This is a genomic window from Pseudomonas sp. NPDC089408, assembly GCF_044749445.1.
In the GTDB taxonomy this organism is placed as follows: Bacteria; Pseudomonadota; Gammaproteobacteria; order Pseudomonadales; family Pseudomonadaceae; genus Aquipseudomonas.
Genome location: NZ_JBIVHY010000005.1, coordinates 139,808 through 153,509 on the forward strand (window position 1 = coordinate 139,808; position 13,702 = coordinate 153,509).

Here is a 13,702-nt window from a genome sequence, read left to right on the forward strand (position 1 = left end):
ACATACACAGGCTCCGGCTTGTATCCGCCAAATGCCTCACTCAGCGCGGTGCACGCACCTCGATGCCGGCCGTATCCAGCGCCTTGCGCGTGGCCTCGACCAGGTCAAGCGCGCCCGGGGTGTCACTGTGCAGGCAGATGGAGTCGAACGCGATGGCCAGGTCCTGGCCTTCGACCGTGCGCACCACACCTTGCTGACAAGCGCGCAACACACGCTCGGCTACCGCCTGTGGCTGGTAGCCCCGCACATTGCGGGTAAACACGATCGAGCCGCTCAAGTCGTACTCGCGGTCGGCATAGAACTCGCGAACCACCGGCTGGCCCAGTTCCTGGGCAATGCGGCAGATCACCGACCCTGGCATGCAGAACAGCAGCAATTCAGGCTCGACGACGCGCAAGTTTTCCACCAGCAAACGCGCGGCCTCCTCATCGCGCGCCAGGTGCATGTACAGCGCGCCGTGCGGCTTGATGTGCTGCAGGCGTACGCCTTGGGCACGGGCAATTTCACGCAGGGCGCCCAGTTGGTAGAGCATGTCGTCGACCAGTTCCTGGGCCGGCGCATTGATGTGCCGCCGGCCGAAGCCGACCAGGTCACGGAAGCCCGGGTGTGCACCCACGGCAACCCCCAGGGCCTTGGCCCGCTCGACGGTACGGCGCATGGTGCCGGGGTCGCCGGCATGGAAGCCGGTGGCAATGTTGGCGCTGCTGATGTAGCCCATCAGCTCGTTGTCGACGCCGTCGCCAATCGTCCATGGGCCAAAGCCCTCACCCATGTCAGAGTTGAAATCCACTGCTTGCATTGCGGCATCTCCTGGCACTTGTGGCTGCATGCAAGCCACGTTAGATTCTCCGCACCCCCTTGGGAAGATCTATAAACAGATAGGGTGTCTTCGGAAAAACAGATACCTTGGGAGCCTACCGTGTCACTGACCCTGCGCCAGGTCCGCTACTTCGTCGCCACTGCCGAAATCGGCCAGATTTCCCAGGCAGCGATCCACCTGAACATTTCCCAGTCGGCGGTTACCACCGCAATCAAGGAACTTGAGGCAATGCTCGGCGTGCTGCTGTTCCAGCGCTCGGCCCAGGGAATGAGCCTGACCGAGGCTGGCCGGCACTTTCTGAACCGTGCTTACGTCATCCTGCGCAGCGTCGACGATGCCCTCAACAGCCCGCTGCCGGACCTGCGCGCCAGTGGCTTGCTGCGCCTGGCTGCCAGCTATACGGTGATCGGCTACTTTCTGCCGCACCATTTGCAGCGCCTGGAACACTGGCATCCGGACGTAACCCTGGCGCTGTACGAGCAGGAGCGCAGCGCCATTGAACAGGGCCTGCTGGAGGGGCGCTTCGACATGGCGGTGGTGCTCACCGCCAACCTCACCCACCCGGATATTGTTTCGGAAACCCTGTTCAACTCCGAGCGCCGGCTGTGGTTGCCCGGGCATCACCCCCTGTGCGAGCGCTCGGCGGTGAGCCTGGCCGATGTGGCGTGTGAGCCCTTCATCCTGTTGACCGTCGATGAGGCCGAGCAGAGTGCCATGCGCTACTGGGAACAGGCCGGACAACGGCCAAGCGTGCGGGTGCGGACCAGTTCGGTGGAAGCCGTGCGCAGCATGGTCGCCAATGGCAGTGGTGTGGCGATCCTGTCAGACCTGGTACACCGGCCGTGGTCGCTGGAAGGCAAGCGCATCGAGACGGTGACCATCAGCGACCCGGTGACGCCGATGAGCGTGGGGTTGGCCTGGCACCGGGAACGGGCGTTCAGCCCGGCGATGCAGGCGGTGCGCAATTACTTCCATGATGCGTTTCTGGCGCCGCAGCAGTTGTCGGCCCGGCGCTGAGGGGTGGGTTTGCAGGTCAGGCCTCTTCGCGGGTAAACCCGCTCCCACAGGCCCCCACAATTTTCAGACTTGTGGTAATCCCTGTAGGAGCGGGTTCACCCGCGAAGAGGCCCTTAGAGTTCTCCACCGAACGATCAGACCGCAATACCGTCATAACCTGAGCCGGTGCCGACACGCAAAGAGGACGCGAAATGACCCAGCCCGACCCGTCATACGTCAAATGGCTCGAAGACCGCGCCATGCTCAAGGCCTCCCAGGACCGTACCAGCCTGTACTCAGGCCAGTCGCGACTGTGGCAACAACCCTACGCCGAAGCCCAGCCCCGCCGGGCCACGGAAATCGCCTCGGTCTGGCTGACCGTCTACCCCGACGCCATCATCGCCCCCGAGGGTTGCTCTGTACTCGGCGCCCTGGCCCATGAAGCGCTGTGGAAGCGCCTGTCGGACATCGGCATCCAGGGCCTGCACACCGGCCCGATCAAGCGCTCTGGCGGTATTCTTGGCCGCGAGCTTACCCCCAGCATCGACGGCAACTTCGACCGCATCAGCTTCGACATCGACCCGCTGTACGGCAGCGAGCCGGAGCTGATCCAGATGAGCCGCATGGCCGCCGCGCACAATGCGGTAACCATCGACGACCTGATCCCGTCGCACACCGGCAAGGGCGCCGATTTCCGCCTGGCCGAGATGGCCTACGGGCCCTACCCGGGGCTGTATCACATGGTCGAGATTCGCGAGGAAGACTGGCCATTGCTGCCCGAAGTGCCGACCGGCCGCGATGCGGTCAACCTGCTGCCGGCCCAGTGCGACGAGCTCAAGGCCCGCCACTACATCGTCGGCCAATTGCAGCGGGTGATCTTCTTCGAGCCGGGGGTAAAAGAAACCGACTGGAGCGCCACGCCACCGATCACGGGCGTCGACGGCAAGACCCGGCGCTGGGTCTACTTGCACTATTTCAAGGAAGGCCAGCCATCGCTGAACTGGCTGGACCCGACCTTCGCCGCCCAGCAGATGATCATCGGCGACGCGTTGCACGCTCTGGATTGCCTGGGTGCGCGCGGCCTGCGCCTGGACGCCAACGGCTTTCTGGGCGTGGAAACCCGCGCCAGCGGCACTGCCTGGTCGGAAAGCCACCCGCTGTCGATCGTCGGCAACCAGCTGATCGGCGGCATGATCCGCAAGGCCGGCGGTTTCAGCTTCCAGGAGCTGAACCTGACCCTCGACGACATCGCGCAGATGTCCAAGGGCGGCGCCGACCTGTCCTACGATTTCATCACCCGCCCGGCCTACCAGCATGCGCTGCTGACCGGCGATACCGAATTCCTGCGCCTGATGCTGAAGGAAATGCATGCCTTCGGTATCGACCCGGCTTCGTTGATCCACGCCCTGCAGAACCACGACGAGCTGACCGTGGAGCTGGTGCATTTCTGGACCCTGCACGCCCATGACATGTACCTGTACAAGGGGCAGACGCTACCTGGCGGGATCTTGCGCGAACATATCCGCGAGGAAATCTACGAGCGGCTGTCGGGCGAGCATGCGCCGTACAACCTGCGTTTCGTCACCAACGGCATCGCCTGCACCACTGCCAGCCTCATCGCTGCCGCACTGGGTATTCGTGACCTCGAACAGATTGCTGCGGCTGATATCGAGCTGATCCAGAAGGTGCACCTGCTGCTGGTCATGTTCAACGCCATGCAGCCCGGGGTGGTCGCGTTGTCCGGCTGGGACCTGGTCGGCGCCCTGCCCTTGCCCGCCGAGGCGGTGGCCGAACGCATGCTGGACGGCGATACCCGCTGGATTCACCGTGGCGGCTATGACCTGGCCGGGCTTGATCCGCACGCCGATATGTCGGTGCGCGGCATGCCGCGTGCCCGGGCGCTGTATGGCAGCCTCGACAGCCAGCTGGAGAACGGCGACTCGTTCGCCTGCAAGGTGAAGAAGCTGCTTGCCGTGCGCCAGGCCTATGGCATTGCCACCAGTCGTCAGGTGCTGGTGCCCGAGGTCAACAGCCCGGGGTTGCTGGTGATGGTGCATGAACTGCCGGCCGGGCGCGGGATCCAGATCAGTGCGCTGAACTTTGGCCAGGAAGTGATTGCCGAGGAGCTGCTGTTGAGTGGGTTCACGCCGGGGCCGGTGGTGGACATGATCAACGAAACCGTCGAAGGCGACCTGACCGAGGACGGCCGCTTGCTGGTCAACCTGGACCCTTATGAGGCGCTGTGCCTGCGGATCGTCAACAGCAGTGGGCATGTCTGAGGCGCTGAGTGCTGGGCAGCAACAGCCGCAACCATACCGTGGTTGGGCAGTGGCAGTTGAAGTTCTGACCAGCACCCACCTACCCCTGTAGGAGCGGCCTTGTGTCGCGAAAGGACCGCAGAGCGGTCCCGGCAATGTCGGCGGCGAAGCTGCGATCGAGGGGCCGCTGCGCGCCCCTTTCGCGACACAAGGCCGCTCCTACAGGGATCGCGTGGGCTTGAAAAGAAGCGGCTCTTGCTTTTACTGCTCTACGAGCATAGCGTTCGCTAGCTTTCTTTTCTGTGCCCAGGAGCAACACCATGTACACCGGCATCGTCCAGGCCGTCCGCCCTCTGCTTGATGTGACCAGCTACCCGGGCCACAACCAGTTCACCATCGACCTCACCCCGGAACTGCTCGATGAGCTGAAGATCGGCGCCAGCGTCAGTGTCGAAGGCACCTGCCTGTCGGTTACCGAAATTAACGGCTCCGAGGTCAGGTTCGACGCCATGACCGCCACCCTCGAACGCACCAACCTGCGCAATTTCAAGGCTGGCCAGGGCGTCAACATCGAACGCTCGGCGAAGATGAACGCCGAAGTCGGTGGCCACCTGATGGCTGGTCACATCGCCACCACCGGCGAAATCGTCGAGCTGTCAATCAAGGAAACCGGCGCGTTCATTACCTTCCGCATGCCCGCGCAATGGGGCAAGTACGTGTTCCCGCGTGGCTTCATCGGGGTCAACGGCTGCAGCCTGACCGTTGCCGATGTCGAAGATAACGTGGTCACGATCAACCTGATCCCGGAAACGCTGCGCCAAACCACCTTTGCCAGCTACAACGTCGGCGAGCTGCTAAACATCGAGGTCGATCACCAGACCATGGTGCTGGTCGACGTGGTGGAGCGCACCATCAAGGGCACCCTGGCTCGCGAAAAACTGCTGCCCTGAGGCCTGCACATGCTGCCTGACGCCTTCCCAGCACGTTCGACCAGGCGGTTGCGCCTGCAAGTGCTGCGTGGCCGCGTTGGTCTCGGCCTGGTGGCTGCCCTGTCAGTGCTGGCGGGAATGACCGATGCCATTGGGTTGCTGGCGCTGGGCGATTTCGTGTCGTTCATGAGCGGCAACACCACGCGCCTGGCGGTGGCCATCAGTGAAGCAGACCTGGCCTTGGTGCTACGCCTGAGCGGCGCGCTGCTGGGGTTTGTTGCCGGGAATATGCTAGGCATACTGCTCGCACGCGGCTTCCGGCGCCGGGCCTGGCCCGTGTTGCTGGTAGTGGCCGCACTGCTGGCGTTCGCTGCGGCATGGCCGCTGGGGGTCACCTTCCCTGCATTGCTGGCCGCTACCCTGGCCATGGGCATGATCAACGCCGTGGTCGAGCAGGTGAATGGCCTGCCCATCGGCCTGACGTATGTTACCGGTGCCCTGTCGCGTTTCGGCCGTGGTCTGGGGCGCTGGTTGCTGGGCGAACGGCGCAATGGCTGGCGTGTACAGCTGGTGCCCTGGGCCGGCATGCTGCTGGGCGCCGCACTGGGCGCCTGGCTGCAACAACACCTGGGCCTGCAGGCGCTGGCCGCCAGCTGCGCGCTGGCTTGCGTGCTGGCCCTGGTGTCGCGGTTCATTCCGCGCGCCTGGCAGCGTGGCTACATGCCACGCTGATCAATCGATGCGCGGGTGCTGCTGCGCCAGCAGCTTGCGCTTGGCCTCCAGCTCCGCGATCTGCTCATCGATGTCCTCGATCTTCTGCTCGATGTTGTCGTGGTGCTCCTGCAGCAGTTCGCGCGCTTCTTCAATATCCGATGCCGCCGGGGCAGCACCGCGCAACGGCTTGTTGGCGGTTTCCTTCATGGTCAGGCCGGTGACCAGGCCAACCGCGGCGATCACCATCAGGTAATAGGCCGGCATGTACAGGTTGCCGCTGCTCTCCACCAGCCAGGCGGCGATGGTCGGGGTCAGGCCGGCGATCAGCACCGAAATGTTGAAGGCACTGGCCAGTGCGCTGTAGCGGATGTGAGTGGGGAACATCGCTGGCAGGGTCGATGCCATCACGCCAATGAAGAAATTCAGCAGCACGGCGATGATCAGCAGCCCCGAGAAAATCAGCCCAAGCGCCCCGCTGTTGATCAGCATGAACGCCGGGATCGCCAGCGCAAACAGCCCGACACTGCCGACCACGATGAAGGGGCGACGGCCATACTTGTCGCTCATCAGGCCGATGATCGGCTGCACGAACAGCATGCCGACCATGATCGCGATGATGATCAGCACGCCATGGTCTTCGCTGTAGTGCAGGTTGTGCGACAGGTAGCTGGGCATGTAGGTCAGCAGCATGTAGTAGGTGACGTTGGTTGCGATCACCACGCCAATGCAGGTCACCAGGCTGCGCCAATGCTGGGTGGCCACCTCCTTGAATGACACCTTCGGCCCCGAGGCCAGGCCTTCGCGGTCGCCCTGCTCCATCTTGTCGACATGCTGCTGGAACGCGGGGGTTTCCTCCAGTGCGTGGCGCAGGTAGAGGCCGATGATGCCTAATGGCAAGGCCAGAAAGAACGGCAGGCGCCAGCCCCATTCAAGAAACTTCTCTTCACCGAGGAGGGTGGAAATCATCACCACTACCCCGGCGCCCAGCACAAAGCCGGCGATCGAGCCGAAGTCCAGCCAGCTGCCGAGAAAACCGCGCTTGCGGTCGGGGGCGTATTCGGCGACGAATATCGACGCGCCGGTGTACTCGCCACCCACCGAGAAGCCCTGGGCCATTTTCGCCAGCAGCAACAGGATCGGCGCCCAGATGCCGATGCTGGCATAGGACGGTATCAGGCCGATGGCGAAGGTGCTGAGCGACATGATGACAATGGTGGCAGCGAGAATCTTCTGCCGCCCAAACTTGTCGCCCAACGCGCCGAAGAACAGCCCGCCCAAAGGCCGGATCAGGAACGGCACCGAGAACGTGGCCAATGCCGCGATCATTTGCACGCTGGGGTCGGCATTGGGGAAGAACACCTTGCCCAAGGCGTAGGCGACGAAGCCATACACGCCGAAGTCGAACCACTCCATGGCGTTACCCAAGGCGGCGGCGGTGATCGCCTTTTTCATCTTGGCGTCATCGACGATGGTGATGTCTTTGAGGCCGATTGGTTTGACGCTTTTCTTGCGAGATTTCATGCCCGTGTCCTTGTCGCTGAATGCTCTAAGGGATCAGATACAACGGGACACTAAATAATTCAGCGCTTACGAAATTTTTGTGTATTGGACGAGCTTTGAGGTGCCCTGTAGGCGCGGCTTTAGCCGCGAACACCGGCGTAGCCGGTGCCATGCACCGTGTTGGATTCTGCGCGGCTAAAGCCGCTACAGGGATGCGCCGCGACAGCGGCGCCCTTCGCATCAGATACCTTCGCGGGCGAGGTCCATGGCGAAGTAGGTCAGGATCAGGTCGGCACCGGCACGCTTGATCGCGCCAATGCTTTCGCGCACCACGCGGCCTTCATCGATGGCACCGGCCAAGCCACCGAACTTGATCATCGCGTACTCGCCACTTACCTGGTACGCCGCCAGCGGCAGGCGCGAGGCAGCGCGAATGTCGGCGATCACGTCCAGGTAGGCACCGGCCGGCTTGACCATCAACACGTCCGCCCCTTCCTGCTCGTCGAGCAGCGACTCGCGCACGGCTTCGCGGCGGTTCATCGGGTTCATCTGGTAGCTCTTGCGGTCGCCCTTCAGGGCAGTGCCGCCGGCTTCACGAAACGGGCCGTACAGCGACGAGGCAAACTTGGTGGAATAGGCCATGATGGCGGTGTCGTGGAAGCCAGCGCCATCCAGCGCGCTGCGGATCGCCTGCACCTGGCCGTCCATCGCTGCCGACGGGGCAATGAAATCGGCACCGGCAGCAGCGGCAATCACCGCCTGCTTGCCCAGGTTGGCCAGGGTCGCGTCGTTGTCCACACCGTGGTCATGCAGCACACCGCAGTGGCCATGGCTGGTGTATTCGCAGAAACAGGTGTCGGACATCACCACCATTTCCGGCACGGTGTCCTTGCAGATACGCGACATGCGCGCCACCAGGCCATTTTCGTTCCAGGTGTCGCTGCCCACGGCGTCCAGGTTGTGCGAGACGCCAAAGGTCATCACCGACTTGATACCGGCGCGGGCATAGCGCTCGATTTCCTGGGCCAGCAACTTCTCGGGAATACGGTTGACACCCGGCATGCTGGTGATCGGCACGAAGTCATCGATACCTTCTTCGACGAAGATCGGCAGGATCAGGTCTTCAAGGCGGAACTCGGTTTCCTGGAAGATCGTGCGCAGGGACTCGTTCTGGCGCAGGCGGCGAGGACGAACGGACGGGAATTGGTTGGACATGACTGCTCCAGGGCATTTGAACGGCGTATACCTTATGCCTGTCAGGCGCCAGTGAAAAGGCTAATTGGCGAGATATTGTCTTGCGTCAAAGGCAATGACTGGCATGAGGCATGGTTCTCCTGTTCCGGCCTCTTCGCGGGTAAACCCGCTCCTACAGGGTTAACGCAGGTTGTAGGAGCGGGTTCACCCGCGAAGAGGCCAGTACAGGCGGCGCATTACTGCAGCCAGGGCGGCGTAGGCTCCTCTGCCTTGGCCGGGCCATGCTCGGCTTCGGCCTTGGCCGCACGGCGGCGGGCGTCATCCAGCCGAGCGGCATCGATCTCGCGCATCACCCCACCCACGTCAGCCTCATGCTCGTCTTCCTCGAACACCCCAGTCAACGCGGTATCCGGCAGCAACTTGCCGGCCTCATACAACGCCCACATTTCCTGCGCAAACCGCGTGCTTTTCAGCTCGGGGGCAAAACGCCCGAAATAGTGGGCCATGTTGTCCACGTCGCGCTGCAGCATGCTGAAGGCATGGTTGTTGGCTGCGGCATCCACCGCCTGTGGCAAGTCGATGATCACCGGCCCGTCCGGGCCGAGTAGCACGTTGAACTCGGACAGGTCGCCATGCACCAGCCCGGCACACAGCATCAGCACGATCTGGCGAATGACAAAGGCGTGGAACGTGCGGGCCTCCTCGGCTTCGAGGTGCACGTCGTTCAGGCGCGGGGCCGCATCGCCGTCGGCGTCGGTCACCAGCTCCATCAGCAATACGCCGTCCTGGAAATCGTAGGGTTTGGGTACCCGTACACCAGCACCGGCCAAGCGGAACAGTGCCGCCACTTCGGCGTTTTGCCAGGCATCTTCGGCTTCTTTGCGGCCGTACTTGCTGCCCTTGGCCATGGCCCGGGCCTGGCGGCTGTTACGTACCTTGCGGCCTTCCTGGTATTCGGCGGCCTGGCGGAAACTGCGCTTGTTGGCTTCTTTATAGACCTTGGCGCAGCGCACCTGGCTGCCGCAGCGCACCACATACACGGCGGCTTCCTTGCCACTCATCAACGGTCGCAGTACTTCGTCGACCAGGCCGTCCTCGATCAGGGGTTCGATTCTTTTGGGTGTCTTCATCAGGCTGCGTTCAGGGTCCTGGCTGTGATGGTGGACATCCTCTCACAGCCTGATGCGACTTGCTCGTCTGTCTTCAGGCGCCCTGCCCTACACTACCAATCGAGACCCCTCGCGCGCGGCGGCGGGTGACCAGCAGGCCGGAACACACCACCAGCACCGCCAGCACCATGGTCGACACCACTTCAATGCGGTGATCCGGGCGGAACAGCATCAGCACCAGCACACTACTGATGAACAGGATCACCGCCCAGGTCAGCCACGGGAACAGCCACATGCGGTAACTCAAGGTCTTGCCCTGTGCGGTCAGACGCTGACGCAGACGCAGCTGGCTAATGGCAATCACCAGGTACACCAGCAGGGCAATGGCGCCTGAGCTGGCCATGAGGAAGCCGAACACCTGGGCCGGCACCAGGTAATTGGCGATCACCGCCAGGAATGCCGCACCGGTAGACAGCAAAACTGCCACCACCGGCGTACCACTGCGGCTGGTGACCTGGGCACAGGCAGGGGCATCACCACGCCGGCTCAGCGAATAGACCATGCGCGAGGCGGTGTATAGCGACGAGTTGAGGCAGCTGGTGACCGAGGTCAACACCACGAAATCGATGATCGCCTTGGCGTTGGCCACGCCGAGGGTATCCAGTACCGTGACATAGGAGCCTTCGGTAGCCAGACGCGGGTCGGTCCACGGTACCAGCGCAATGACGATGAAGATCGACAGGATATAGAACAGCGCAATCCGCCAGATCACCGAATTGGTGGCCTTGGAAATATGCTTGCCGGCCTCGTCCGACTCGGCCGCCGCAATGGTCACCACTTCAGCCCCAAGGAACGAAAACATGGTGATCAGCATAGCGCTAAGTACCGCACCAAAGCCGTTGGGCATGAAACCGCCGGTATCCCACAGCCGCGAAACGCCGCTGACGCCAGAGCCTGGCAACAGGCCGAAAATGGCACAGGCGCCCAGGGCGATGAAGCTGACGATGGCCACCACCTTGACCAGGGCCAGCCAGAACTCGAATTCACCGTAGTTCTTCACGCTGAACAGGTTGGTGGCGGTCAGCAGCAAAGTGATCACCAGCGACAAGACCCAGATCTCCAACTGCGGCACCCAGGAATTGATGATGGTTGCGGCAATATTGGCCTCGATCGGAATGATCAAGACCCAGAACCACCAGTACAGCCAGCCGATGGTGTAGCCGGCCCACTTGCCGATGGCGAGGTCGGCGTAGGTGGAAAACGAACCGGTATCCGGTGAGGCGACGGCCATTTCCGCCAGCATGCGCATCACCAGCACCACTAGGCCACCCGCGAGGATATAGGCCAGGATGGTGGCCGGCCCGGCTTCGGCGATGGCGCGACCAGAGCCGACAAACAGGCCGGCGCCGATCACGCCGGCAATGGACAGCATGGTTACATGCCGTGATTTCAATCCATGACTCAAATTGTTCTTGTGGGTTTGCATGGCACTACCTTGTTGTTTTTGTCATGCCCGCGGGCTGCACGTCACCGACGCGGGCGCGAAAAAACCCGCCCTGCCCTAGGCTTTGTACGAAAAGTGCCTGCGCGACGATCATGCTGCGTTGAAAACAGGCTCGGAATGCTCATTTGCAACCAGCAAACTCCGCTTCCTCGCCTGTTTTCGCCTTGCCTGATCGCCGCTCGGCGGCTTTTTGTACAAACCCTAAATGGTGAGTAGGGCAGTTCGGGTTGAGTAAAGCGAAACCGCAGAAGGTGTTACGAGGGTGTCAGCTGGCCACCCGCTGGTTGGCCGCCAGGTCTGCCTTGGGGAAGCTACCGCCCTGCAGGCTGACTTGCTCACGCACCTTGTCGACGATGTAGGCGCCGATCGGAATGGCCGAGGTGGCGGCCGGCGACGGTGCGTTGCACACGTTGACGCTGCGCGCGGTGTTGACGAACAGGAAGTCGTCGATCAGCTTGCCGTCGCGCGACACCGCCTGGGCACGCACGCCGGCCGGGTAAGGCGTGAGGTCCGCCTTGGTGATGCTCGGGCAGTATTTCTGCACTTGCTTGAGGTAGCCGCCCTTGAACAGCGAGTTCTTCATCTCGATCAGGCCCGGGCGGAAGTTTTTCGCCAGCACCTTGAGAATACCGGGGGTGGTCAGGGTCTGCAGCAGGTCGCCGGGGCTGACGTCGGTCTTGCGGTAGCCTTCGCGTTTCATCGCCAGTACCGCGTTCGGGCCAACGGTGACGGTGCCGTCGATCATGCGGGTCAGGTGCACCCCCAGGAACGGCATCGAAGGGTCGGGGATCGGGTAGATCAGGTGGTTGACGATCTGGTTGTGCTGCTTGGGCAGCAGGTAGTACTCGCCACGGAACGGGCAGATGACGAACTCGGTGCGCAGGCCCAGCATGCTGACCACGCGGTCGGCCATCAGCCCCGAACAGGTCACCAGGAAACGGCTGCGGAACTCGTCACGTTGCGTACGTACGATCACTTCGCTGGCCTGCTCCTGCAGGCCGACCACCTCGGCGCCATAGCGGATTTCGCCACCGGCACGCTGGAATTCGGCGCCCATGGCCGCCGTCACCTGTGCGTAATTGACGATGCCACTGGACGGCACAAAAATGCCACCCATGCCAACGATATTGGGTTCGCGCTCGCGCAGCTCGTCAGCCGACAGCCAGTAGCGCTCCAGGCCATTGGCCTCGGTGCGCTCCCACAGCGCCTTCATGCGCTGCATTTCCAGGTCATTGGTGGCGACCAGCAGTTTGCCGCACTCATCGAAGCGAATGCCCTGCTCGGTGCAAAAGGCCTTGGTGGCCTTGTTGCCTTCGAGGCAGAAGCGCGCCTTGAGGCTGCCGGGGGTGTAATACACGCCGGCGTGAATCACGCCGCTGTTGTGGCCGGTCTGGTGGCGGGCAGGGCCGGACTCTTTTTCCAACAAGAGAATCTTCGCGTCCGGGTAGACCTTGACCAGGTGCATGGCCGTGGACATTCCCACAATGCCACCGCCAATAATGATGAAATCGTACACAGCCTTACCTCACACGCAGGCATTGCCTGGCTGGCTCACCAAGGCCCGCGCGGACCCTGGTGGCATCGTTTTGTGCAAAGACGCGTGGGCGGGCGTCGCCCCGTGTCCTGTCATTATTGCCCGCGCTGGTACAGCGGTTTGGGGAAGGCGACGTAACCGCGCTGGCGCATCAGCTCGCGGCGCAGGCCGTCGTGCGGCGTGAAACGGTCGCGGCCATGCAGCCAGAACAGGTTGTTGATCAGTAAGAAGCTGCCGACACCCACCGGTACCGAAACCTTATTCTCGCTGCCTTCCAGCGAATCGGACAGCGCATTCAGCCAGATGCCTTCCTCGTAGTTTTCCGGCTGCACGAACTGGTCAATGTAGCGCATGGTCGGGCGCCCTTCGCCATCGGTATCGAACACCGAGTGGAACACATCTTCGGCCACTTTCTTGCTTGGCGGCGCGGTCCAGCGCATTTCACGGCGCGCCATCGGGTGACGGAAGAATGCCTCGCACTGCTCCCAGTCATCCAGGTGCAGCAGCAGCGAGTTGCCGCCTTCCATGTTCTTTTCGTCGATTTTCAGCATCAGCACGTAGTCGGTGATCTGGTTGACGAAGGTGCCGTCGTTGTGCAGCTCCATGACCCGGTGCGGCTGGCGCAGGTAGCTGTCGGAGTTGTCGCTGTTGACCACCACGAAGCGCGCATAGAACTGGCCGCTCATGGCGTCGTAGTTGGAGCGGCCGATCAGGTGCGCACAGGCCGTGGTGAACTTGACCATGTCCTCGGCCTGGCTCACGTCGTCCAGGCCGACCGGGGTGATCAGCATACCGCCGGTGGCGCGGTCGAGGATGGTGTTGAGCAGCACCGGGCGCAGGGTGCCCTGGCACAGCTCGTCAAGGATTTCACCTACGCGAAAACGCAAGAACGACTTGTATTCCAGCGCCTGCACCGGCCACTCGGCAACGGCCTGGACGAACGCCTCGACGGTTTCCCGGGCGAAGGTCAGTTCCAGCAGGCGCGGCGACTGCTTCGAAGGGGCGATGGTGTAACCACGCGGCTCGAGCGGCAGCGGCATGACAAGTTCGTCGATCTGCGTAAAGGCGTTCATGGCAGTTTCCCTGGCTAGAAAGTTGGGTGGCGCCGTCCGGTAGTGACCTGGATCAGTGCGGGCGAGGTAAA

Annotated in this window: 11 protein-coding genes; 4 read left to right on the forward strand and 7 right to left on the reverse strand. The window is 62.6% G+C overall.

Annotated features, from left to right (window positions below; genetic code table 11):
- Window positions 1–40: 40 nt before the first annotated feature.
- Window positions 41–799 carry a 5-oxoprolinase subunit PxpA gene (locus ACIP02_RS10585; RefSeq protein WP_400615999.1) on the reverse strand — a complete coding sequence of 253 codons (759 nt, stop codon included), beginning with the start codon at window positions 797–799 and terminating at the stop codon, window positions 41–43.
- 120 nt (window positions 800–919) lie between these two features.
- Between ACIP02_RS10585 and ACIP02_RS10590 the strand changes: the two genes are divergently transcribed.
- The 4 genes from ACIP02_RS10590 to ACIP02_RS10605 all read left to right on the forward strand — a co-directional run bounded on the left by ACIP02_RS10590 (window position 920) and on the right by ACIP02_RS10605 (window position 5,735).
- On the forward strand, window positions 920–1,837 hold the full coding sequence (locus ACIP02_RS10590; RefSeq protein WP_400616002.1) for a LysR family transcriptional regulator: 918 nt from the start codon (window positions 920–922) through the stop codon (window positions 1,835–1,837).
- 191 nt (window positions 1,838–2,028) lie between these two features.
- The gene (gene treS / locus ACIP02_RS10595) at window positions 2,029–4,095 is read left to right on the forward strand and encodes a maltose alpha-D-glucosyltransferase (RefSeq protein WP_400616004.1); all 2,067 of its coding nucleotides are present in this window, start codon (window positions 2,029–2,031) and stop codon (window positions 4,093–4,095) included.
- 299 nt (window positions 4,096–4,394) lie between these two features.
- Window positions 4,395–5,024 (forward strand): riboflavin synthase subunit alpha, encoded by a 630-nt coding sequence (locus ACIP02_RS10600; RefSeq protein WP_400616006.1) that lies wholly within the window; start codon window positions 4,395–4,397, stop codon window positions 5,022–5,024.
- Between the two features lie 9 nt (window positions 5,025–5,033).
- Entirely contained in the window at window positions 5,034–5,735 is a 702-nt protein-coding gene (locus tag ACIP02_RS10605) for a YoaK family protein (protein ID WP_400616008.1), read from the forward strand.
- Here the strand turns inward: ACIP02_RS10605 and proP are convergent, their stop codons facing one another.
- From proP to glaH, 6 genes are all read right to left on the reverse strand, one after another.
- Window positions 5,736–7,238: a glycine betaine/L-proline transporter ProP gene (gene proP / locus ACIP02_RS10610; RefSeq protein WP_400616010.1), complete on the reverse strand. Its 1,503-nt coding sequence runs from the start codon at window positions 7,236–7,238 to the stop codon at window positions 5,736–5,738.
- A 219-nt stretch (window positions 7,239–7,457) separates the two neighbouring features.
- Entirely contained in the window at window positions 7,458–8,432 is a 975-nt protein-coding gene (gene hemB, locus ACIP02_RS10615; RefSeq protein WP_013972900.1) for a porphobilinogen synthase, read from the reverse strand.
- A gap of 215 nt (window positions 8,433–8,647) precedes the next feature.
- Window positions 8,648–9,541, reverse strand: coding sequence for a PA4780 family RIO1-like protein kinase (locus ACIP02_RS10620; protein WP_400616014.1), 894 nt, complete (start codon window positions 9,539–9,541; stop codon window positions 8,648–8,650).
- A 73-nt stretch (window positions 9,542–9,614) separates the two neighbouring features.
- Complete coding sequence (gabP, locus tag ACIP02_RS10625) at window positions 9,615–11,006, reverse strand: GABA permease (RefSeq protein WP_400616016.1); 1,392 nt, start codon at window positions 11,004–11,006, stop codon at window positions 9,615–9,617.
- A gap of 283 nt (window positions 11,007–11,289) precedes the next feature.
- Entirely contained in the window at window positions 11,290–12,540 is a 1,251-nt protein-coding gene (gene lhgO / locus ACIP02_RS10630; RefSeq protein ID WP_400616018.1) for an L-2-hydroxyglutarate oxidase, read from the reverse strand.
- Between the two features lie 113 nt (window positions 12,541–12,653).
- Window positions 12,654–13,631, reverse strand: a complete 978-nt coding sequence (gene glaH / locus ACIP02_RS10635) for a glutarate dioxygenase GlaH (RefSeq protein ID WP_400616020.1) — start codon at window positions 13,629–13,631, stop codon at window positions 12,654–12,656.
- Window positions 13,632–13,702: the final 71 nt, after the last annotated feature.

Excerpts from the sequence above, each read along its gene's own strand:
- ACIP02_RS10600 (WP_400616006.1), top strand. The coding sequence starts at position 4,395 with ATGTACACCGGCATCGTCCAGGCCGTCCGCCCTCTGCTTGATGTGACC.
- ACIP02_RS10605 (WP_400616008.1), top strand. The coding sequence starts at position 5,034 with ATGCTGCCTGACGCCTTCCCAGCACGTTCGACCAGGCGGTTGCGCCTG.
- ACIP02_RS10620 (WP_400616014.1), bottom strand. The coding sequence starts at position 9,541 with ATGAAGACACCCAAAAGAATCGAACCCCTGATCGAGGACGGCCTGGTC.
- glaH (WP_400616020.1), bottom strand. The coding sequence starts at position 13,631 with ATGAACGCCTTTACGCAGATCGACGAACTTGTCATGCCGCTGCCGCTC.
- proP (WP_400616010.1), bottom strand. The coding sequence starts at position 7,238 with ATGAAATCTCGCAAGAAAAGCGTCAAACCAATCGGCCTCAAAGACATC.
- ACIP02_RS10585 (WP_400615999.1), bottom strand. The coding sequence starts at position 799 with ATGCAAGCAGTGGATTTCAACTCTGACATGGGTGAGGGCTTTGGCCCA.
- treS (WP_400616004.1), top strand. The coding sequence starts at position 2,029 with ATGACCCAGCCCGACCCGTCATACGTCAAATGGCTCGAAGACCGCGCC.
- gabP (WP_400616016.1), bottom strand. The coding sequence starts at position 11,006 with ATGCAAACCCACAAGAACAATTTGAGTCATGGATTGAAATCACGGCAT.
- hemB (WP_013972900.1), bottom strand. The coding sequence starts at position 8,432 with ATGTCCAACCAATTCCCGTCCGTTCGTCCTCGCCGCCTGCGCCAGAAC.